The following is a 21,866-nucleotide window of genomic DNA, read 5'->3' on the forward strand; positions in this document are numbered from 1 at the left end:
ATCACCGGCTTATTGGCTCAATCGGCACCCCGAATTTTAATTTCTAATTTGATGCCAACCGCTTACGCAAAAGTTATCATGATCTGCTATAACTCAGTTAAGCCTAAAAGGGTGGCGCATGCGTCACCCTTTTAGCGCTTCCAGAACCTGAACAGACGCCTCCGGGCCTCTGCGGGTGGTGCCGCTCAGGTGCCCGGGTGTCGTCGCGCCGACCTTGAAGTCAGGGCAGCGGCACAGGGTGACCACCGGCCGTTGTCGCCTAAAACCCCGTGCGAAACTCACCAGGCTCGCCTGGAAACGCTATTTTCGTGTTCGGGAGCAAGACGCTCCCATTTTGGGCATCTTTATGAAGACCTTCTTTCGCCAGCACATCACGACGGATTTAGACTCCGACTCCAGGCGCCGCAGCGTTCATTTGCGTGCTCTGGCGTTTACGGCCATGGTCCTATCCGGACTGGCACCCGCGGCTGCCTATGCCAGCGTGCCCGAGATCAGCCCGTCTGATCAGCTTGTACTGGACCAACTGAACGCCCCGGCAATGCCGGCGGATGTCAGGAAAACGGAGGGTCACGTTCGGGAGCGAGGCTGGTTTGAGCAGGCAGAGAAGGCGCTTCGGAACGGCCAGAAGGCGAAATACCGGGATCTGAAGGCGCGCCTGGCGGACTACCCGCTATACCCCTATCTTGAGCTCCAGGAGGTGCAAAACCGCTTTTACGTGGCGAGCCCGGAAGAAGTCCAGCATGTTGTGGATCAATACGCGGATGTGCCGCTTGCAGAGGTCGTCAAAACGCGGTGGCTGTATGAACTGGGGAGGCGAAAAGACTGGTCGGCCCTGTTAGAGGCTATCCCCCAGCCGGCCCCCGGCAATAACCTGCGCTGCCTTGAACTTCGGGCAAAGCTGGAGGTCGAGGGTGTCGAGGCCATCAGTAGCGATATGCCATCGCTATGGCTGACCGGACATTCCCTGCCCGACGCCTGCGATCCGGTGCTTGAAGCATGGCGCAAAGCCGACGGTCTGAGCCCCGACCTGCTGTGGCAGAGAGCTGCTCTGGCGATCAAGGCCGGCAATAGCGGTCTGGCCGATTACCTCAAGCGCTACATGAACGCGGACCTCAGGGCGGCTACAGACACCCTGTCCAAGGTTCACCGGGATCCCGCCCGTGTGGCTAAGGTTGAAAACTTCCCGCCCAGCCTGCCACGCGTAACAGAAATTGTTGCGCACGGCATGGTGCAATACAGCCGACGCGAGCCAGAACAGGCCACCGCGCTCTGGCCGGAGTATAAAAACACGCTCCCGTTCACTCCCGCGCAGACCTCGAGCGTCAATCGCAGTCTCGCCCTCATGATGGCCGTGCGTTACCTCCCCCAGGCGCCAGAACTACTGGCCGAAGCCCGCGCAGCCGACGCCGACCCCAACCTTTATGAGTGGCAGGCCCGGGTGTATTTACGCACCGGTGACTGGAAAGCGGTGAAGACGACTATCGGTGGTTTCCCCGAGGATCTTCGAAACGAGTCACGCTGGCAGTACTGGCTGGCCCGGGCTGAAGCACAGCTGGGTAGGCATGACAGCGCGCAGGCACGCTTCGCCGTGGCTGCAAGCGAGCGCAACTTCTACGGCTTCATGGCCGCAGACCGGCTGGGCGCGCCCTACCGTCTGAATCATCAGAGTCATCCATTCAACGAAGAGGATGTGCAGGCAATCCGCTCAATGCCAGCGGTCAGCCGCGCCCATGAGTTCTACCAGATGGGCAGACTCCGGGAAGCGCGGCAGGAATGGACGGGATTGCTGAGTCGGTTGGAACCCCACCAGGTGCTGGTTGCGTCGCACATGGCCCGAGCCTGGGGCTGGCATGAACAGGGTGTGCGCGGTGCCATTGTCGCGCAGCAGTGGGATGACCTGCAGATGCGATTCCCGCTGGCGCACCAGGAGCTTTTCACCAATCACGCCACCTTACGCAAGCTGGATGTGAACTGGGTCTATGCCCTGGCCAGACAGGAAAGCGCGTTTATGCCGGATGCCCGGTCACCGGCCGGCGCACTGGGCCTGCTACAGCTTATGCCTGCCACCGCGAGGCAAACTGCGCAGGAGACGGGCCGTCCCCTGAAAAACAACCAGCAACTGTTACAGCCCGCCCGCAACATCGAGCTGGGCACAGCTCATCTCGCGGAACTGCTCACCCGGTTCAATAACAATCGAATTCTGGCGACGGCTGCTTATAACGCGGGTGCCCATCGGGTGACCGAATGGCTCAGAGAGGGTGGCGACCAACTGGAACCTGACGTCTGGATAGAAACCATGCCTTATTACGAAACACGGCAGTACGTACAGAATGTGCTCGCCTACACGGTCATTTATGGCTTCCGCCGCGGTGAACCGCCTGCGAACCTCCTGACAGAGCGCGAGCTGGCTTGCTTGTGTCTGGTAGACCCTTCGCTGGCGGCAGATTAGGCCGAAACGCAAATCCCGGCCTCAAAGCTGCAGCACCCTGTCGTCCGGCGTGATAGCGACTGTGTTGGTGAGGCCGAGCGGCAGGATCTGATCGGCGCAAAGCCATTGAACGCTCGCGTGCAGTTCCAATCTGCACTCAAGGTCGTTGACCTGGAAAACCTGGACACAGACCGCGAAGGCTTCACCTGCACTTGAGATCACTTCTTTCTGGTGCAGCCGGTCCGTGTAGGACAGCAGCGTCTGAAAACCCAGCGCTGCGCAATGTCCCAGTTCTTCGGATAAAACCGCCCGCGCCTGCTCCAGAATAGCCTCAGTCACACACGATCGGTCTGAGGCCGCGCTGGGCTGACGCTTACGGTCAGGAACGCTGCCCTCCTGAGACCCACCCTTCATACCGAATCTGAACCGGCATCAAGCGTTCGTATTACCTTACAGGGATTTCCTGCAGCTACGACGTTTGCAGGAACAGCTCGAGTGACCACGCTACCGGCCCCGATCACGCTGCCTGCGCCAATGCTGACCCCCGGCAGGATTATGGCACCGCCGCCGATCCAGACATCGTTTCCGATGGACACGGGCTTCGCCGATTCCTGACCGGACCGGCGTTCAACCGCAGCCAGAGGATGTACCGCTGTGTAAATGTGAACCCCAGGCCCGATAAAAACATTGTCGCCCAGCGTCACCGCTGCCGAATCGAGAATGACGCAATTGAAGTTGATGAACACATTGCGCCCTACGTGTATCTGCGTGCCGTAGTCGCACTGGAACGGTGGCTCAATCCAGACCCGTTCCAAAGGCGGGCCCAGTAACTGCTTGAGTAGCCGGTTCCGCTCCTTGCCGGATTCCGCAAGCCTGAACGCCTCTGTCAGATCACGGGCCCTGCGGCGCGCGAGCACCAGCTCCCGGTCCAACGGATCATAACTCTCACCCTGAAGCATCCGCTGCTTCTCGCTCATTAATGCGTTCCTCTCAGGATCGTCACCATTACATCGACGCCATTCGTTGCGCTTTTTGCCCTTATCCGCCTATGGCGCATGAGATCAGCCTGCATCGGCAGCGCTCGATAGCCAGTTAACCCCAATTCACCCGGTTTTCATCCACTTGGATACGTCGCCCCAACATACGTTAATGAGAACCACCGGACGAACGATTAATCTATACCTGAGCTTGGGGCACGACGCCAGCCGAGCTGAAGAGGATGTTACCCGCTCCACGTGAGCGCACCCCAAGGAGACCATGAGTGCAACAAAGCTGCCTAGCGAAACATTTCCAACAGTTTGCTTTGCTAAGCCCCCAGGACCTTCACTTTCTTGAATCCCTCGATGTTAAACCTGAATCCTGGCCCCGGAACGCCAATATCTGGCGCGAGGGTTCGGACGCCAGCCACTTTTATGTGCTGAATAGCGGGTGGGCCTATTCCTCTCGAATCCTGCAGGACGGAAGCCGACAGATACTCGACATCTTTGTGCCAGGCGACATCATTGGCTTGCGAGACCTGGCCTGCCGCCAGCGCCTCAATGCCGCTCATACAGTGACGGAAGTGGAGCTGTGCGCTTTTCCGCAGCACCATCTGCGCGCGTTATTCCAGAACTCAAGCGCCCTGGGTCAACTGTTTTTCTCGCTGGCCGCTCAGGGGCAGGCGTTGATGGCCGAACGGATCATCAACCTGGGCAGGCGTTCGGCCCGTCAACGGGTCGCCCATGTGCTTGCCGAGCTTTCCACGCGCCTGGAGGAGTCAACCGCCGAGAACGTGCAAAGGGATGTGGTTCCGTTATCTCAGACGCTGCTGGCCGACTTGCTGGGCCTGAGCGCTGTCCATATCAACCGAACAATCCGCGGGTTACGGGAAGACCGGCTGATCGACCTCCAGTATCAGTCCATCACCCTGCTCGACGTTGTCGGGCTGAAGGAAATTTCCGGGTTCAACCCCGCCTATCTCAGGCAGGAATTTGTGCCCCACCTGCCGGACGCAACCAATAATGCTGTCGCTATCGACAAACCTGCCCTCAGTTTCCGGTCCGCGGACACCTCCGGCTAAGCCGACCCTTCACCCGGGTAAGTTCGGGCCGGCTACCGGCACCGGATTTAACCGTTAACGACAACCCCACCATTGGGATGCAGGACCTGGCCGGTCATATACGAGCTTTCCCGGCTCGCCAGGAATACATAACAGGGCGCCACCTCCACGGGCTGGCCAGCTCGTCCCAAAGGCTTATCCTCGCCGAAACTGGCGACTTTCTCACCCGGGAACGAAGCTGGGATCAAGGGAGTCCATATCGGTCCCGGGGCGACCCCATTCACTCTGATCTCATCACTGGCGAGTCGCTGGGACAGCGCCCGCGTATAGGCAAGAATCGCTCCCTTGGTCGACGAGTAATCGATAAGTTGCGGGTTACCCTGATAGGCCGTGATCGAGGTTGTATTGATAATACTGCTGCCGGGCTTGAGATGTGGCAGTGCCGCGCCGACGCAGTAGAACATCGAGAACACGTTGGTGCGGAAAATGCGGTCAAGATCCTCATAGTGGATGTCGGCAAGGTCGTCACGCACATGTTGCTCCGCTGCATTGTTGACCAGGATGTCCAGTTTGCCGAAATGCTCCACGCACCGTGTAATGCTGTCCTTACAGAAGGCCTCGTCGCCCACGTCGCCCGCAATGTTCAGACAGCGCCGGCCATACTCCTGTTCCACGACCCGCCGGGTCTCTTCGGCATCGTCGCCCTCTTCCAGGTAAACAATGGCGACGTCTGCACCCTCCCTGGCGAAAGCCACAGCGACAGCCCGGCCAATACCGCTGTCCCCGCCGGTGATAAACGCCACCTTATCCCGCAGTCTGTCGGCACCCTTGAGTGTCGGATCGTCATAGATGGGCTGGGGCTGCATTTCCGACTCGCGCCCGGGCTGATCCTGTTCCTGTTCTGGACGAACCTTCTCGGCCATGATTACCTCCATGTATTCAAACCGCTCCTGCGCCTCTGCAAGAGGTTGTGACAAGACACAAACACCTCAGATAACTTTAGGCCCTGGCCGAGGTGTCTTTCAATGGCTTTGAGACCCTGGGAGAGGCCGGACTGCCATTGTTAATGGCCGGTCCATGATCGCACCGGGGCAAGCGTCGGCGGAGCTCGTCAGAAGTGTAAAGTCAGAAGTCTAAAGGTGGAGGCAATGACCACTACAGGACCGGCGTTCTGCGCTCTAGCACCACTGCGTTTTATCTGCGATGAAATGCTCAGGGGCGTCGGCGGCTGGCTGCGCGTCGCCGGGTACGACACACTCCTGCCGGCACAGGGGGAGGCAGACGCCACTTTGCTGGCCCGGGCGCGGCAGGAGGACCGATGGCTGATCACCCGGGACCGCAAACTGATGGAACACGCCGGCGCCACGGCTTATGTTGTCCTGCTTGAGAGTGATACCCTGCAGGGCAATTTGCTGGAACTCACCTTGCGTATGGACATTGACTGGCTCAGTCGGGCGTTCTCGCGGTGCAAGCGCTGTAACAATGTTTTGCTAGAAAGTGCCGAACCATCGCCTCGCCATGGGGTCCCGCCGGACATCATCAAACAGCGAATCAGTCTGCTTTTTTGTCCGGCATGCGATCAGTTCTTCTGGCATGGAAGTCATGCGGACAGGATGCAAAGACGACTGGCAGAACTCAACCGTAAACGATAGTGGAATGAGAATGTGTAGCGTTCTATCTTTTGGTATAGTCGCCCAGCTGAACAGAACGATTTATTGCGAAATGCTGACCGCCCCTTGGAAGCTGTAACCGTAAAGTGATAAGGAATAGCGCTGCATTGGGGTGCTATCTGCTTTTTCACCCGGAGCCGCCGCAGAATTGAGCCGGCCTCTCCAGCCAGACAGTTGTTAATCGGCATCAGGCCAAACACGTAAACCCCGAGCATACGTTTCAAACGACTCGCCAGGAAAAGATAGACTATGCGTACCGCGTCCCGATTCGTTGTTGTGATCCTGTTTCTCGTCCTGATTCTGGGCGGCATATTTGGCTACAAGTTCTATCAGATCGGCCAGATGAAAGAGCAGTTCTCCCAGCCGCAGCCGCCGGCGGTTGTTGCCGCCACGACAGCTGAAACGATGAGCTGGCAGCCATCGCAAAAGTCAGTTGGCAGCATTACCGCCATCAATGGGGTAGAAGTCGCCAATGAGGTGCCGGGCACCATTGTGGAAATAGGGTTTGAGTCCGGCCAGAACGTCAAAGCCGGCGATATGCTGGTACGGCTCGATAGCGCAGTCGATGAATCGGCAGTCAGCACCCGCCGGGCCGAAGCCAGGCTCGCAGCGCGCGAATTCAGCCGCCTGGAAGAGCTGCTCCCGCGCCGCGCGGTGTCCCAGGCCGAGTACGACCAGGCCCAGGCCAACCTCGAGGCAGCTCAGGCTCGGGTGAAAGAGGCCGAAGCACAGCTCGGCAAGAAAACACTACGCGCGCCCTTCGCCGGTACACTCGGCCTGCGCCAGGTGGACCTTGGCCAGTATCTGCCCGCCGGCAGCCCGATCGTCGAGATCAATATGCTCGATCCGGTCTATGTGGACTATACCCTGCCCGAACGGGAACTCTCGCGGGTCAGCGTCGGTAACACCGTTGAGGTGACTGTAGCCGCACAACCCGACGCTCTCTTTACGGGCACGGTCAGCGCCATCAACAGTTCCGTAAACCCCCAGACCCGCACCGTCCGGGTGCGGGCGACCCTGCCCAATGAGGACCTTACCCTGCGTCCCGGCATGTTTGCCACGGTGCGCACGCTACGCCCTGCAGAACGCGACGTGATTGCCGTTCCGCGTACCGCTATCTCCTACAACACCTATGGCGATTTCGTCTTTGTACTGGCCGAGAACGGCGACGGGCAGCTGGTCACGGAACGTCGCAGTGTCCAGACAGGCGAAACTCGGGATGGCATGGTCGAAATAGTCAGCGGCCTGGAAGCAGGGGATCGCATCGTCGAGACCGGGCTGTTACGCCTTCGTGCTGACCAGCGGGTAGAAATCCAGACAGAAAAGGAGAGCCAGTCTGGAGGACAGACCGAATCCCAAGGTACAGGACAATCTCCCCAGGCTAGCGGGGAGGCAGCCAGCTGATGAACTTTACCGACATTTTTGTCAAACGCCCCGTCCTCGCGACGGTCGTAAGCCTGCTGATCCTGCTGGTGGGCGTCCGCGCCGCGATGGAAATGGAGATCCGCCAGTACCCCTTGCTCGAGAGCACAACGGTAACCGTAACCACGGCTTATCCTGGTGCCAGCTCTGATCTGGTAAAGGGGTTCGTCACCACACCATTGCAACAGGCTATTGCGGAAGCCAGTGGTATAGATTACCTGACGTCCACGAGCTCTCAGGGTGTTTCGACCATCGAAGCTCACATGGAGCTCAACTACGACGCCAACGCTGCTCTGGCCGAGATCCAGGCTAAAGTCGCCAGCCAGCGCAACGTGCTGCCACAGGAGTCGCAGGATCCGGTCATTTCGTCCACAACGGGCGACAGTACTGCTCTGATGTATATCGCGTTTTTCAGCGATACATTGCCTGTTCCGCAGATAACGGATTACCTGACCCGTGTGGTTCAGCCCAAATTGCAGGCACTACCGGGCGTGGGCAAAGCGGATTTGCTGGGGCGCACGTTTGCCTTGCGGGTCTGGCTCGACCCTCAGCGACTGGCAGCAGTCGACCTGACCCCGCCCGAGATTGTCGAGATGCTCCGTCAGAACAACTACCAGGCGGCGGTCGGCAACACCAAGGCGGACATGGTTGCGATCAGCCTTACCAGTGACACCGACGTTGGCAGTGTTGAGCAGTTTGAAGATCTCATCGTCAAAGAAGACGATGGCACCCTGATTCGCCTGAGCGACATTGCCCGGGTCGAACTGGGCTCGCAGTCCTACGAGAATCTCGCACTTTACAAAGGACTCCCGGCGACTTACGTGGCCATTGAACTGTCACCGGGGGCGAACCCTCTGACAGTAGCCGCCCTGGTAAAAGACGCCCTGCCCGAGATAGAGAGCCAGCTGCCGTCCGGCTTATCGGTCGAGGTGCCCTACGACGCTTCGGAATTCATAGACGACTCGATCAATGAAGTAATCACCACGTTGATCGAAGCCGTCGTTATCGTTCTGGTTGTCGTGTTTCTGAGCCTTGGCTCGCTGCGCGCCGCGATTGTGCCATCGGTTGCTGTACCGCTGTCATTGATCGGCGGTGCCTTTGTCATGCTGATTATGGGCTTCTCGCTGAACCTGCTGACGCTGCTGTCGATGGTGCTGGCGATAGGCCTGGTGGTGGACGATGCCATTATCATGGTCGAGAACGTCCACCGTCATATCGAGGCAGGTGAATCCCGCTACCAGGCGGCACTGCATGGCGCCCGGGAAATGGCTGGCCCTATCATCGCAATGACCACAACCCTGGTGGCCGTGTATGCGCCAATCGGTTTCATGGGCGGCCTGGTTGGCTCGCTCTTCACCGAGTTTGCGTTCACGCTCGCCGGGACCGTCGTCATCTCTGGCGTTATCGCGCTGACACTCTCACCGATGCTCTCGGGCAAGGTGCTGAAGCCGCATGGCACTGCGTCAGGCTTTGAGTCCTTCGTCGAGCGCACCTTCAACGGACTTGCGGCCAAGTACAAATCGGCACTCACCTCATCGATGCAGACCATCTCTGTGGTGATCTTTTTCGCCGTGGTTGTTCTGGTCTCGATTCCGTTCATGGTGATGTTCAGCCAGAACGAACTGGCGCCCACGGAAGACCAGGGCATTTTGCTCTACCAGGGACTGGCACCTCAGACCGCGACCCTGGACTATCTCCAGAAATACGGCGAGGAGATGCAGGATCGGTTCGAAACACTGCCGGGCTACGACGAGACCTTTATGCTTTTGGGGGTCACCAGTCCCAACGCCGTGTTTGGCGGCTTCAAGATGAAGCCCTGGAGCGAGCGCGAGGTCGGCCAGTCCGAGGTCCAGCCTCTGTTACAGCAGGAGCTTTCAAAGGTCACCGGGCTTCGTACTGCGGTGTTCCCCATACCGTCCCTGCCGGGCTCCAGTGGTGGCCTGCCCCTGCAGTTCGTCATTACCACCGGCAGTGATTACGAACAGCTGAATACCGTGGCAGACGAATTGCTGGGCAAGGCCATGGCCAGCGGCAATTTCATGTTCCTGCAGAAGTCCATCGACTTTGACCGGCCCGTCACCCGCATTCACGTCGACCGGGACCGCGTCGCGGACCTCGGGCTGTCGATGCAGGATGTCGGCCAGGCCATGGCCAGCATGCTCGGGGGCGGCTATATCAACCGCTTCAACATGGAAGGCCGCTCCTACCAGGTTATCCCCCAGGTGGAACGCGCTGCCCGCGCTGACGCAGATGATCTGAACGAATACTACGTGCGGGCCGACAACGGCGAACTGGTCCCCCTGGGCTCGGTTGTCAGCTTCGAACATGGGGTCGAACCGTCCAAACGGACCCAGTTCAACCAGCTCAATTCGCTTACGCTTGAGGGCATTCCGATGCCTGGGGTGGCGTTGGGTGACGCGATCGCCTTCCTTAAGGACAGTGCCGCTGAAATCTTCCCGCAGGGTTTCACTTACAACTTCATGGGACAGTCGAGGCAGCTTGAGAACCAGGGCAGTGCCCTGATGGTGACTTTCTTCCTGGCGCTCCTGGTTATCTATCTGGTGCTTGCGGCGCAGTTTGAGAGCTGGCGTGACCCCATCATCATCCTGGTGTCGGTGCCCATGTCGGTCGCCGGGGCAATGGCATTCATTGCCCTGGGATTCGCGTCGATGAATATCTACACGCAGGTGGGTCTGATTACATTGATCGGCGTGGTGTCCAAAAACGGCATCCTCATCGTTGAGTTCGCCAATCAGTTGCAGGAACAGCGTAAGCTCAACAAGCGCGAAGCCGTGATCGAAGCCGCGGCAATCCGCCTGCGCCCGATCATCATGACTTCGGTCGCGCTGATTGTGGCGATGGTCCCGCTGCTTGTCGCGGCGGGACCTGGCGCGGTAAGCCGGTTTGCCATCGGCCTGACCATCGCGACCGGTCTGGGCATTGGCACGCTGTTTACGCTTTTCGTGCTGCCGGCTTTCTATATCCTGTTGGCAAAGCAGCACAAGCACGAAGCAACCGATCCTGATACTGTGCAGTCTGCTTAAACCATTCCGCCGGCCGCCTGGTCGGCGGGATTAACAACTGACCCGGCTCACCGCCGGCGTCATAAATCTTCAGAAACGGAGTTCTGTTCATGGTGACTTACATCTACTGGGCCTTTGTTATATTTCTTGCCCTGGGCTCGCTATACCTGATTGGCTACCAACTCGGCAAATGGGTGCCCGCGCTTGTGGTGTCCGGTGTCATTCTGGTGGTCTGCGGGTTGTTCTACTATTTCTATCTGGAACAGATGTTCGTGAAACGGTGGGGCGGGACCATGACTATCGAGTTGCCTGAAGGCCAGCGGCACATTGCGGCGACCTGGAAGCAGGATAACCTCTGGATCCAGAACTACGACCCGGAGACCAACACGTGCATATTCGCCGAATACTCCCGCGGGAACGTGCTTGAGGGTCGGGTCAAGATCCGCGACTGCAACCCGGTCCAGATTCGCGATCTGCAGCCTCAAACTGCGCCCTGAAGCTGCTCTGCCAGGGAGCATGCAGACGCCTGCGGCCCGCTAGCCGGGCTTCCGGCTGATCGCCTCGAATCGGTGAGCCTGCACATTCTTGCGGGCCTCACGGGGATCGAAAAGCCGGCCATTCATGGCGAGATAAACGCCGGCCTGCAGGACCTGCACCGCCGCCACGGCGAAGCCGAGGTTGAACATGGCGTCGCTTCGGCGCATACGCGATGGCTGCATTGCGCCTGTTATCACTATGGTTTTTCCGCCCAGCTTTGCCCTCTCATCCGCCAGCAGCAGCTGCGCCGTCTGCACCATCGTATCCGTGCCGTGGGTTATGAGCACCCTCGTTTCCGGCACCTTCGCGACCCGCTCGTAGAGAATCTGCCGATCCTCGTCCGTGAGCTCCAGGCTGTCTTTACGCAGAACCGATTCGACCGCAATATCAAAAGTAACGTTCGCTTCCCGCAACATCTCCGGGATTTCTGAGTCGCCTATCTGGAACTCGCTGTTGGCGTCAAAATAGACCTTGTCGAACGTGCCGCCCGTGGTAAATATCCGGAGCATTTCGCTGTTTCCTCGAAGTGGATGAGACGATCCCGCGTCCATCAGGTTGGGGCCACCCTCATGTTGAGAATGCCGCAGTAATGTTGGCCATGCCGCTGTCACGATGGCCGTCATGATGGCCGTTATGATGAAAGCGCCGTGCGTCTGGTCGTCCAAAATAGCCAAGGCATCCGAATCGGGCAAGCGTGGTGAAATAAAAAGGTCTGCAGTTTCAGCTTTGTAATTGTCGCCCCTGCCCCGGCATTGATACCGTGGACCTATGTTGAACGGTTAGGCTGAATGCTTAGGCCGAAGGATTGGAAAGCCCCGAAGCACACAAACCGGGCTCCGGGTGGGACACGACACATGACAGGGACGAATCGCAATGCAATCGTCCAGCTGGAGGAACGTCAGGAGTGACGGATGTGAGCCGTGACGACTGTTCAATGCTGCCTTATAAAAACCGGACTGAAGCCGGAGAGGTTCTGGCCGAACAGTTAGCCGCAGACCGCTTTGGGCCAGAGCGGGATAGAGAGCAGGAAAACCGGCCGATCGTGCTGGCGCTCCCGCGCGGCGGGGTGCCGGTCGCGGCGGTTGTTGCCCGCAAGCTGCAGGCCGACCTAGACCTTATCCTCGTGCGCAAACTTGGCCTGCCGGGTCACGAAGAATTTGCCATGGGCGCAATCGCCAGCGGCGGTGTGCGCGTGCTCAACGACGAAGTGCTGAGCATGCACCGCGTGTCCGCCGAGGCCATTGATCAGGTTGCCCGGAAGGAAGGCGACGAGCTCAAACGCCGCGAAAGTGCCTACCGCGGCGACCGACCGTCACCAAAACTGCAGGGGCGGCACGTCATCCTGGTGGACGACGGCCTGGCAACGGGCGCGACCATGCGGGCAGCCATTGAGGTGGTCAGACGGGCATCCCCCGCGAGCATCACGCTGGCCGTGCCCCTGGCGCCAGCATCGACGCTGGCGGAAATGAAAACGGATGTTGATGACATCGTCTGCCCCGCAACCCCGAAGCCCTTTCGGGCCATTGGCTGCTGGTATAGCGATTTCGGCCAGACCACTGACAAAGAAGTTCAGGATCTGCTCAGCGAGGCCTGGCAGCAGAATCACTAACGCAAACGTTCGACAAAAGAAGGAAATACCGCATCATGGATGATCAGAGCACCCGAGCCGGCACCCTCAGCGCCGTGCAGGAAAGCACCCAGGTAGCGAAAGAGCACTGGCCAGGCTTCTGTCTTGGTTTCAGTACCGGCCACATGGGCTGGGCGTTGGAAGTTCGGGAAGTGGAAAGCGACGAACTTGACCACGATCCGATCCCGACCCGAAAAAGCGCGGCCCCAGCCCTCGACGGCGCATTTATCCGTCAGATCGGCTACCAGCCGGACCAGAACCTCATATGGTTCAGCTACTACCATGAAGGCTACGAGAAAGAGTGGACGCTGGAGCAACCGCAAAAGCTCAACTATGAGCGCGTGCGCGGCGATGCGAAAGAGCTGCGCATTGATCTGGCGAACGGTAGATCCGCGCTGATTCAGCTCAAGCTGGTCGATATCCCAGAACGCGTGGGCGACGATAACCGGCCTTGATCCCAGGCGGCGACTGTACAGCGTTGTGGTCCTATGTCTTCTGATTCTCGTGGATGGCTGTGCCGCTCGTGGCAGCGTGGAGGTGTAACCGTGGCGAAACATAGGTACCTCGTCTTCTTGCTGGTGCAACGTTCGCCGCTGCAGCTCTGGCACAGCGCCGCACCTGAAACTGACAAATGTTGTGCCGGCTGATCTCAACGGGTCCCCTAAAACACGAAAGAATGTTACATCTTTCTATCGCTGCAAACGGCAGGCAACCAGCGCCCTCCAGACCCGTCCCACGCAGAGTTCCAGCGCGCGCTTTACGGATATGCAGATCGAGCCGGGTAAAACCGGGATTCAACCGGAAAAGCTCGCGTAGGGCTTCTATTTCAGCGGTTCTGCAAGCAGCGATGACACTACTCTGGAATCATTGCGATCGGGAGATGCGGGTTTTGGGGATATCAGGCCTCGATATCATTTACTCCTCTGCTCCTCTCCGTCTCGACCTAGGATGCTGTTGACGTAGCGCGGTTTGCGGCATAGGTTTACCGAAAGTTAATGGAAATTATACGATTGTCGGGATGTGGGCATTGGCGGATCGTATACAACTGTTAGGCAGAGAAAGTGCATGAGCAGTGTTCAAGGAGAGATCCAAGCTTTTGAAGAGAAAATGGGGCTTCCCAAAGATTTTTATATGTCGCTTCTATCAGAGGGCGATTGGAGCTTTTTGATAAAACTCCACGCTCTTTTTGAAGCAGCTGCATCTCACATACTTACGATTAGGCTAGGCAACGGAAGGCTAGAAGGTCCTTTTTCTTATCTGGAGCTTAGCAATAAGAATTACGGCAAGGCCACGCTTCTCAAAGAGCTTGGAGCGATTACTGGCGATCAGAAAAAATTTATTCAAGCACTCTCAGAACTTCGCAACCAGCTCGTCCATAAAATAGGCAACGTGGCGTTCTCTCTTGATGAGCATGTCGAAAGAATGAATAAAGATCAGCTGAAGTCCTTTGCCTCGAAATTTGGGCATACCTTCGACGATCCAATGAGTATCCAAGGCCAATCTGTATCCCGAGTGAAATTTGTTAAGGAAAATCCTAAATTAGCCATTTGGGTTACGGCAAGTGACGTTCTCGCATGCATACTCGTGGAAGAGACATTTGCAGAGGTCGAAAAGGCAAAGAGGGAGCTGCTTGAGCGCCAGGCCCATATGTCGACCAAGATTTTTGAGTCGCTTAGTCTATTCAAAAGCACCGTTCAGACCGAAAACGAGCCTAACCGATAGTTGCAGTTCATTCCGGGCCCGACGGCCCTCCACCGAACAGCCTTGTCGCCGCTTCGCTCTGCCAAGGCTGCCACTGAACAACGGCGTTGCGGCTGTAGAAAAATCCCAGAAGTGCCAGTCGGGCTCTGTTAGATTTTCCTCGGGCTGGTCGAAAAATTTATGAAAGGTTCCATCATGCGTGATCACTACGATTTCACTGACTCCAAGCCCAATCCTTACGCCGCGAAGCTCAAAAAGCAGGTAACCATCAGGCTGGACGAGGACACAGTCGAGTATTTCAAGCAAATGTCCGAGCGCAAAGGGATTCCCTATCAGAGCTTGCTTAACCTGTATCTTCGAGACTGTGCGGCCAATCAGGGTTCTCAAACTGCAGTGGCAGTGATAGTTCACCAAGCAGGGCACGACGACGGCTACTACATTTGCGGCTTCGCCTCCATTCCGTAGCCGCGCGTTCTGGCGGATGCTAGACCTGAGAAGGACCTCTGATGAGCCTGAGAGATCACTTTGAATTGCTGGCTACCTACAATCAGAGAATGAACGCAAAGGTTTATGACGCCGCAGGTCACCTCTCTTCCACCGATTTAGTCAAAGACCGTGGTGCCTTCTTCGGTTCCATCTTGGGAACCCTGAATCATATCCTTGTTGGTGACACTATCTGGCTCAAGCGGTTTGCTACCCATCCCTCTTGCGTTACCTCGTTGCGCGAGGTTGCTCACCTCCCAAAACCGACCAGCCTGGATCAGATAGTCTTCGACGATTTTGGACGTCTGTCTGAACACAGGATCTGGTTAGACCAGAAGATTATGGACTGGATATCTGGGCTTTCTGGCGGTGACCTGGATTTCGTTCTCAGCTATCACAACAGCAAAGGGATGCCTGCCAACAAAAGGTATTCGAGCCTGGTTCTTCATTTCTTTAATCATCAGACCCACCACCGGGGTCAGGTTTCGGCCTTGTTGTCTCAGGCGGGTATAGATATCGGGATCACTGACCTGTTGGCTCAGATTCCGGAGGAGACTCATGTATAACCAGTGGCTTTTCCTGGACAACTTCTTCGCCGCTTCGCGGCTACAAAATTGCCGCCAAGCTCTACGTTGGCTGTAGAAAAAGTTCCGAAACGACCAGCCGGGCGCTGTTAACCTCAAGTGCCCTGCCCTGATCCCTGACCGCTCGACCAAGCCCCATCCTGGTGCGCATATCTCATGCCGCACTCTTTTCGTGCACGCTCTTCGGGCTGTTGCGCAACGCATGCCTACCAAACCCCGCCGCTGTCCCCGATTTCAGGCAACTGCCCTGCTCTGGCACAGGTTTCGCTAAAGGTTTAACCATACCCTTTTGAAACGCCCGATCAGCACAGGCTTATGCCCCAAAAATGAGCGCGCTTGAGAAACAACCAGATCATCGCCACTGGCCGGCAAGCCTGCACCTTGAGCTGGCGCTGCGATCAGGCTGCACCCGGCTGGTGCGTAACCGCCACCTGGGGCCGCTGCGTATACAGCGCCCATTTCATCCTGAGGCCAGCGACTGCGCCCATCTCTATGTCTTGCACCCGCCAGGGGGACTGGTATCCGGCGATGACCTGCGCCTGACCGTGGACGCCGGTGTCTCCACCCGAAGCCTGATCACCACACCCTCGGCCGGGAAGATATACCACGTGGCCAGCACCGGTGAGCGGCAGCGACAGACCACTCACATTACCCTGGCCAAGGGGAGCCAGCTTGAATGGCTGCCCCAGGACAATATCGTGTTTGATGGCGCGCTGGGCGAACTGGGGCTGCGGGTCGATCTCGCTTCAGATAGCCGCTTTTTCGGTTGGGAGATAACCTGCCTTGGGCGCGCGGCCGGTGACAAACCCTTCCGAAAAGGCGCGCTCCTGCAGCGGCTGGAACTTTATCGCAATGGTAAGCCCTGGCTGCTGGAGCGGACGCCGTTGCGCGCAACGGCCGATATTCTCAACAGCCCCTGGGGCCTTCGCGGCCAGACTGTATTCGCGACAGCCATAGCGACCTTGACACATTTGGGCCCCGACCAGCAGAAGCATGCCCTGGAACTCGCCCGCGAGCAGCTGGGGCAGACCTGTGCCGGTGTGACACTAACCCGGGAACTGTTGATCGCCAGACTACTGGGCGACGACAGCGAAACCGTTCGTAACCAGTTGATCCGATTTTGGTGGGCGCTTCGTCCCCTGGTTTTTGATCGGCCCGCTTGCGCACCGCGCATATGGGCGACCTGAGCCGATCATTTCCTCATTTTCTTAAAAGAGGTTCGCTATGGAACTGAATCCCCGAGAGAAGGACAAGTTGCTGCTTTTTACTGCAGCCCTGCTCGCCGAGCGCCGCAAGGCCCGGGGCGTCAAGCTCAACTATCCGGAGTCTGTCGCCTACATTTCGGCGGCCATTATGGAGGGCGCGCGGGATGGCAGAACCGTCGCGGAAATGATGGATTACGGGCGCACCCTGCTGAGCCGTGAAGATGTCATGGAGGGCATCCCGGAGCTTATTCCAGAGGTACAGGTAGAGGCCACATTCCCGGACGGCACCAAGCTCGTTACCGTTCACCAGCCCATTCCATAAGCAGGATCGGTGGTAGCGCAGCAAATGCCAGCCGCGCACCCACTGGAGGAGAAGCAGATGATTCCCGGAGAAATCGAAGTGGCCCCCGGCGAGCTCGAAATCAATGCCGGCCTCGACACCGTGACGCTGAAAGTGGCCAATAGCGGTGATCGGCCCATACAGGTGGGTTCCCACTATCACTTTGCCGAAACCAACCCCGCCCTCCAGTTCGACCGCGGGCAGGCCCGGGGCTGTCGGCTCGACATCGCGGCTGGGACCGCGGTGAGGTTCGAGCCCGGCCAGACCCGCACAGTTGACCTGGTTGCCCTTGCCGGAGAGCGCAGGGTTTTCGGGTTTCGCGGTGATGTCATGGGTTCGCTCGAGAAGGAATAAACACGATGTCCAAGATCAGCAAGCAAGCCTATGTGGATATGTTCGGACCGACGGTCGGCGACCGCATCCGCCTCGGCGACACCGACCTCTGGATTACACCGGAAAAAGACTATGCCCAGTATGGCAATGAGGTGAAATTTGGCGGGGGCAAAGTAATTCGCGACGGCATGGGCCAGAGCCAGCGGCCGAGCGGCGAGACCGCCGACACCGTGATTACCAACGCCGTGATCCTCGACCACTGGGGCATCGTCAAAGCGGACATCGGGTTAAAGGCAGGCCGTATCTGGAAAATCGGCAAGGCCGGTAACCCCGACATCCAGGACAATGTCGACATCACCATAGGCCCCGGAACCGAGGTGATTGCCGGCGAAGGTAAGATCGTGACGGCCGGTGGCATTGATGCCCATATCCACTTCATCTGCCCACAACAGATCGAAGAAGCGCTCATGTCCGGCATCACCACCATGCTCGGCGGTGGCACGGGCCCGGCCACCGGTACCAACGCCACAACCTGCACCCCGGGCCCCTGGCATATCCAGAAGATGCTGCAAGCCGCGGAAGCGTTTCCCATGAACCTGGGCTTTATGGGTAAGGGCAATGCCAGCCTTCCCGCTGCCCTGACCGAGCAGCTGGAGGCCGGCGCCATGGGGCTCAAGCTGCATGAAGATTGGGGCACGACGCCGGCTTCAATCGACAACTGTCTCGCTGTCGCAGAGCAGTACGACGTGCAGGTGGCGATACACACCGACACCCTCAACGAGTCAGGTTTTGTCGAGGACACGCTCGCGGCATTCAAGGATCGGGTCATCCATACCTACCACACCGAGGGCGCAGGCGGCGGTCACGCGCCCGACATCATCAAGGCCTGTGGCCAACCCAACGTGCTGCCGTCGTCGACCAACCCGACCCGGCCCTATACGGTCAACACCATCGATGAGCACCTCGACATGCTCATGGTCTGCCACCATCTGGACCCGGCTATCCCCGAGGACGTCGCCTTCGCCGACTCCCGGATTCGCAAGGAGACTATCGCGGCTGAAGACATTCTGCACGACCTGGGCGCATTCAGCATGATTTCATCCGACTCCCAGGCTATGGGCCGTGTGGGCGAAGTGATCACCCGGACCTGGCAGACCGCCCACAAGATGAAGGCCCAGCGTGGTGCTCTGCCGGAGGACGATGGCTTCAGCGATAACTTCCGGGCCCGGCGTTACATTGCCAAATACACCATCAATCCGGCGATAACCCACGGTATTTCCCACGAAGTGGGGTCCCTGGAGCCCGGCAAACTGGCGGATCTGGTGTTGTGGAATCCGGCGTTCTTCGGCGTGAAACCGGCGCTGATCATCAAAGGTGGCGCTATCGCGGCCGCGCCTATGGGCGACCCCAACGCGTCCATCCCGACCCCACAGCCGGTGCACTACCGGCCCATGTTCGGCAGCTTCGGGCCCGCCTGCCAGGCGACGCGAGTCACGTTTGTCTGCCAGGCCTTTCTGGATAAAGGCGTACCCCCGGAGCTGGGGCTGCGCTCAAACCTGGTGGCCTGCAAAAACACGCGAACGATCAGCAAGAAAGACATGATTCTCAACGACTGGATGCCAACCATAGAGGTCGACCCCCAAACCTACGAGGTCAAGGCCGACGGCCAGCTGCTGACTTGCGAGCCCGCCGACTGTCTGCCGCTTGCCCAGCGGTACTTTTTATTCTGAAGCGGTAGTTTTTATTCTGAAGCGGTACTTTCTAATTTAAAGCGGCCCTTTTGGAGAACAGATGCTGCAACTGACTGAAAGACTCGAACACTGGCAAAACAAGGACGCGCACGAGCCCATCGACGAACTCTGCCTGCCCTTTGAGCTGCGCAAGCGGGGCCGATTGCGGGCGAAGACGCAGAGCGGACGCGAAGTTGGCCTGTTCCTTAACCGTGGCCAGGTCCTGGTGACCGGCGATCTGCTCCGGGCGGCAAGCGGCGAACTGATTCGGGTCGTGTCCGCGCCAGAGACCGTGGTGACGGCGCTGGCTGGGGATCCCCTGCAATTTGCCAAGGTCTGCTATCACCTCGGCAATCGCCATGTTCCGCTCCAGATCGGGCCGCAGTGGCTCCGGCTCCAGCCAGATCACGTACTGGAAGCCCTGATCGAGCGTTTCGGGCTGAAACTGGTGCGCGAGGAAGCCCCGTTCGAACCTGAGAACGGGGCCTATGGCGGCCAGGGCCATTCCGGCCAGCACAGCCATAGCCATAGCCATAGCCATAGCCATAGCCATAGCCATGCTGGCGCTCATAGCCACAGCCACGAACCGGACAGCGGAACAGACCATGCTGGTCACAGCCATTAATCAGGCGACTGCTGGCGTGGGTGAGCCGGGGATTCAGGCCGCGCCCGGGCTTACCGACCTCGCCTTACTCCAGCTCCTGAGACTGGTCAGCCCGTCCCTGCCCATAGGTGGGTTCGCCTGGTCCCAGGGCCTTGAGTACGCCATCGATAGCGGCGTGCTCACCGGGGCGGAGCAAATCGGCAACTGGCTCGAAGGGGTTATGAGAAACAATCTGACCCACCTGGACCTGCCGCTGATCTTGCGATTGCACCAGGCGGCCGAGGATGGGGAGCGGGCGAAGCTGGAGCACTGGAATGACTTTATCCTCGCCTGCCGGGAAACCCACGAGCTTTACCAGGAGGACATTCAGCTCGGTGCGGCACTTTACCGGCTGCTCGCCAGTCTGGACAGCCCGACGCTGGGCAGCGGTTTCCGGCCGGTGAGCATGCTCTGCGGGTTCGCCGAAACCGGTGCCGGGCACAACATACCGGCTGAGACTTGCGCCTTGGGCTGGCTCTGGAGCTGGCTTGAGAACCAGCTGACAGTGGCAAGCAAAACCCTGCCGCTGGGTCAGACCGATGTACAGAAACTACTTCAGCGGCTGATTCCTGCCTTACCGGGCTGCGTGGCCGTCGCCAAAGGTGTTGCGGATGAGGATCTGGGGACGTCGTTTCCCGGCTTCACAATGAACAGCGCCTGGCACGAAACACAGTATTCGAGGCTCTTTCGCTCGTAGCTATCTCGTCCCCCTAGCCGGGACGGGATAGCTACGAGCCACCACTTGAACTCAGTCAACAGATCAGTAAGAGGCAGCACTATGACTAAATCACCCCTACGAGTCGGCATAGGCGGACCGGTCGGCTCCGGCAAGACCGCCCTTACCCTGGCACTCTGCGGCGCCCTCCGCGAACGCTTCAATCTGGCCGTAGTAACTAACGATATCTACACCCAGGAAGATGCCCAGTTCCTGCAACGCCATCAGGCCCTCAGCGAAGACCGCATCATGGGCGTCGAGACCGGCGGTTGCCCTCATACGGCCATTCGCGAAGACGCCTCAATGAACCTCGCCGCAATTGCGGAGCTGGAGCAGCGTCATCCTGGCCTTCAGCTGGTTTTTGTAGAGAGTGGCGGCGACAACCTCAGCGCGACCTTCAGCCCGGAACTATCGGACCTCACCCTGTACGTCATCGATACCTCAGCGGGCGACAAGATTCCCCGCAAAGGCGGCCCCGGCATTACCAAGTCTGACCTGCTGATAATCAATAAAACGGACATAGCGCCGCTTGTGGGCGCATCGCTTGAAGTCATGGACCGAGACGCGCGCAAGATGCGTGGAGAGCGACCGTTCGTGTTCAGCAATATGAAAAGCGGTGATGGCCTTCAGCAGATCATCGATTTCATCATCCGCGAAGGCATGCTGGATCAGCCAGCCCCCGCTATCGCCGCGGCCCCGTAACACAGCATTAGTTGCCCTTTGCTACCAAGGAGTGTTCCATGATCCCTTCCCGGAAAAAACTGATGGCCGGCCTGGCCCTTTCGGCCGCAGCCCTGCCCGCGCTTGCTCATACCGGCCATGAGGCCCACCAGATGAGCGCGTTACTGAGCGGATTCGCTCACCCCTTCACCGGCGTTGACCATCTGCTGGCGATGCTCGCCGTGGGCTTTGTTGCGGCCCAGATGAAGCAGGCCGTGGTAAAACTTTCGCTCAGCTTCGTCGGCTTAATGCTGCTCGGCGGATTACTGGGTCTGAGTGGGGTGGGGCTGCCCCACGTGGAGACGGGTATCGCGCTATCCGTGCTGGTGCTCGGCGGTGTGCTCCTGTTCGCCCGCCATCTTCCAACTCCGGCAGGTATGGCCCTGGTGGGTTTCTTCGCCGTCTTTCACGGCCATGCCCACGGCTCGGAAATGGCCGCCGGGATGAGCGTTGCGCTCTACTTTGCGGGGTTTGCAGTCGGCACGCTGGCGCTGCACCTGGCGGGTTTCGCGTGCGGCCATCTGCTTCAGTCGAAAGCCGCCAGCTGGTGGCCAGGCATGATAGGCGCCGGCACCGCCGGCGCGGGAGCGATGCTGCTGATGGGCGGCTGATATCACGCGCCGGCCTGCTGTAAAAACCCTCCGTTTAGTGGCTATGATGGGGCTTC

23 protein-coding genes are annotated in these 21,866 nt (G+C 58.7%); 19 read left to right on the top strand and 4 right to left on the bottom strand.

Going from position 1 to position 21,866, the window contains the following annotated elements; translation table 11 throughout:
• Nucleotides 1–346 precede the first annotated feature (346 nt).
• Nucleotides 347–2,449 (top strand): transglycosylase SLT domain-containing protein, encoded by a 2,103-nt coding sequence (locus tag soil367_RS12520; protein WP_136549411.1) that lies wholly within the window; start codon nt 347–349, stop codon nt 2,447–2,449.
• A 21-nt stretch (nt 2,450–2,470) separates the two neighbouring features.
• Here the strand turns inward: soil367_RS12520 and soil367_RS12525 are convergent, their stop codons facing one another.
• Together soil367_RS12525 and soil367_RS12530 are read right to left on the bottom strand one after the other, a co-directional pair.
• Nucleotides 2,471–2,767, bottom strand: a complete 297-nt coding sequence (locus soil367_RS12525) for a hypothetical protein (RefSeq protein WP_136549412.1) — start codon at nt 2,765–2,767, stop codon at nt 2,471–2,473.
• Nucleotides 2,768–2,838: 71 nt separating this feature from the next.
• Nucleotides 2,839–3,405 (bottom strand): sugar O-acetyltransferase, encoded by a 567-nt coding sequence (locus tag soil367_RS12530; RefSeq protein WP_136549413.1) that lies wholly within the window; start codon nt 3,403–3,405, stop codon nt 2,839–2,841.
• Between the two features lie 284 nt (nt 3,406–3,689).
• On the opposite strand from soil367_RS12530, the gene soil367_RS12535 reads away from it, so the two are divergent.
• Complete coding sequence (locus tag soil367_RS12535; RefSeq protein WP_136549414.1) at nt 3,690–4,487, top strand: Crp/Fnr family transcriptional regulator; 798 nt, start codon at nt 3,690–3,692, stop codon at nt 4,485–4,487.
• Nucleotides 4,488–4,534: 47 nt separating this feature from the next.
• Here soil367_RS12535 and soil367_RS12540 read toward each other — a convergent pair whose 3' ends face one another.
• Entirely contained in the window at nt 4,535–5,443 is a 909-nt protein-coding gene (locus soil367_RS12540) for an SDR family oxidoreductase (protein WP_246065293.1), read from the bottom strand.
• A 171-nt stretch (nt 5,444–5,614) separates the two neighbouring features.
• Here soil367_RS12540 and soil367_RS12545 point away from each other — a divergent pair, with 171 nt between their 5' ends.
• From soil367_RS12545 to soil367_RS12560, 4 genes are all read left to right on the top strand, one after another.
• Complete coding sequence (locus soil367_RS12545; protein WP_136549415.1) at nt 5,615–6,118, top strand: Mut7-C RNAse domain-containing protein; 504 nt, start codon at nt 5,615–5,617, stop codon at nt 6,116–6,118.
• A gap of 267 nt (nt 6,119–6,385) precedes the next feature.
• A complete protein-coding gene (locus soil367_RS12550) occupies nt 6,386–7,540 on the top strand; it encodes an efflux RND transporter periplasmic adaptor subunit (protein ID WP_136549416.1) in 1,155 nt (384 codons plus the stop codon).
• On the top strand, nt 7,540–10,602 hold the full coding sequence (locus soil367_RS12555) for an efflux RND transporter permease subunit (RefSeq protein WP_136549417.1): 3,063 nt from the start codon (nt 7,540–7,542) through the stop codon (nt 10,600–10,602). The genes soil367_RS12550 and soil367_RS12555 overlap by 1 nt, the downstream gene beginning before the upstream one ends.
• A gap of 89 nt (nt 10,603–10,691) precedes the next feature.
• Nucleotides 10,692–11,078, top strand: a complete 387-nt coding sequence (locus soil367_RS12560) for a hypothetical protein (RefSeq protein ID WP_136549418.1) — start codon at nt 10,692–10,694, stop codon at nt 11,076–11,078.
• A 39-nt stretch (nt 11,079–11,117) separates the two neighbouring features.
• Here soil367_RS12560 and soil367_RS12565 read toward each other — a convergent pair whose 3' ends face one another.
• The gene (locus soil367_RS12565; protein WP_136549419.1) at nt 11,118–11,627 is read right to left on the bottom strand and encodes an asparaginase domain-containing protein; all 510 of its coding nucleotides are present in this window, start codon (nt 11,625–11,627) and stop codon (nt 11,118–11,120) included.
• A gap of 404 nt (nt 11,628–12,031) precedes the next feature.
• Between soil367_RS12565 and soil367_RS12570 the strand changes: the two genes are divergently transcribed.
• The 13 genes from soil367_RS12570 to soil367_RS12630 all read left to right on the top strand — a co-directional run bounded on the left by soil367_RS12570 (nt 12,032) and on the right by soil367_RS12630 (nt 21,810).
• The gene (locus soil367_RS12570; protein ID WP_216642713.1) at nt 12,032–12,727 is read left to right on the top strand and encodes a phosphoribosyltransferase; all 696 of its coding nucleotides are present in this window, start codon (nt 12,032–12,034) and stop codon (nt 12,725–12,727) included.
• 35 nt (nt 12,728–12,762) lie between these two features.
• Nucleotides 12,763–13,200 carry a hypothetical protein gene (locus soil367_RS12575; protein ID WP_136549420.1) on the top strand — a complete coding sequence of 146 codons (438 nt, stop codon included), beginning with the start codon at nt 12,763–12,765 and terminating at the stop codon, nt 13,198–13,200.
• Between the two features lie 610 nt (nt 13,201–13,810).
• Nucleotides 13,811–14,467, top strand: coding sequence for a hypothetical protein (locus soil367_RS12580; RefSeq protein WP_136549421.1), 657 nt, complete (start codon nt 13,811–13,813; stop codon nt 14,465–14,467).
• Between the two features lie 174 nt (nt 14,468–14,641).
• Nucleotides 14,642–14,911: a BrnA antitoxin family protein gene (locus soil367_RS12585; protein ID WP_136549422.1), complete on the top strand. Its 270-nt coding sequence runs from the start codon at nt 14,642–14,644 to the stop codon at nt 14,909–14,911.
• Between the two features lie 41 nt (nt 14,912–14,952).
• Nucleotides 14,953–15,495 (top strand): DinB family protein, encoded by a 543-nt coding sequence (locus tag soil367_RS12590; protein WP_136549423.1) that lies wholly within the window; start codon nt 14,953–14,955, stop codon nt 15,493–15,495.
• A 344-nt stretch (nt 15,496–15,839) separates the two neighbouring features.
• A complete protein-coding gene (locus soil367_RS12595; protein WP_136549424.1) occupies nt 15,840–16,700 on the top strand; it encodes an urease accessory protein UreD in 861 nt (286 codons plus the stop codon).
• 37 nt (nt 16,701–16,737) lie between these two features.
• Entirely contained in the window at nt 16,738–17,040 is a 303-nt protein-coding gene (gene ureA / locus soil367_RS12600) for an urease subunit gamma (RefSeq protein ID WP_136549425.1), read from the top strand.
• Between the two features lie 57 nt (nt 17,041–17,097).
• Nucleotides 17,098–17,412, top strand: a complete 315-nt coding sequence (locus tag soil367_RS12605; protein WP_136549426.1) for an urease subunit beta — start codon at nt 17,098–17,100, stop codon at nt 17,410–17,412.
• A 5-nt stretch (nt 17,413–17,417) separates the two neighbouring features.
• Nucleotides 17,418–19,121 carry an urease subunit alpha gene (gene ureC, locus soil367_RS12610; protein ID WP_136549427.1) on the top strand — a complete coding sequence of 568 codons (1,704 nt, stop codon included), beginning with the start codon at nt 17,418–17,420 and terminating at the stop codon, nt 19,119–19,121.
• Nucleotides 19,122–19,182: 61 nt separating this feature from the next.
• Nucleotides 19,183–19,746: an urease accessory protein UreE gene (ureE, locus tag soil367_RS12615; RefSeq protein WP_136549428.1), complete on the top strand. Its 564-nt coding sequence runs from the start codon at nt 19,183–19,185 to the stop codon at nt 19,744–19,746.
• Nucleotides 19,727–20,461, top strand: a complete 735-nt coding sequence (locus soil367_RS12620; protein ID WP_136550621.1) for an urease accessory protein UreF — start codon at nt 19,727–19,729, stop codon at nt 20,459–20,461. Before ureE ends, soil367_RS12620 begins: the two co-directional genes overlap by 20 nt.
• Before the next feature lie 81 nt (nt 20,462–20,542).
• Nucleotides 20,543–21,181, top strand: a complete 639-nt coding sequence (gene ureG / locus soil367_RS12625) for an urease accessory protein UreG (protein ID WP_136549429.1) — start codon at nt 20,543–20,545, stop codon at nt 21,179–21,181.
• 38 nt (nt 21,182–21,219) lie between these two features.
• A complete protein-coding gene (locus soil367_RS12630) occupies nt 21,220–21,810 on the top strand; it encodes a HupE/UreJ family protein (RefSeq protein WP_136549430.1) in 591 nt (196 codons plus the stop codon).
• The last annotated feature ends 56 nt before the right edge of the window (nt 21,811–21,866 follow it).

It is taken from the genome of Hydrocarboniclastica marina (assembly GCF_004851605.1).
GTDB lineage: Bacteria > Pseudomonadota > Gammaproteobacteria > Pseudomonadales > Oleiphilaceae > Hydrocarboniclastica > Hydrocarboniclastica marina.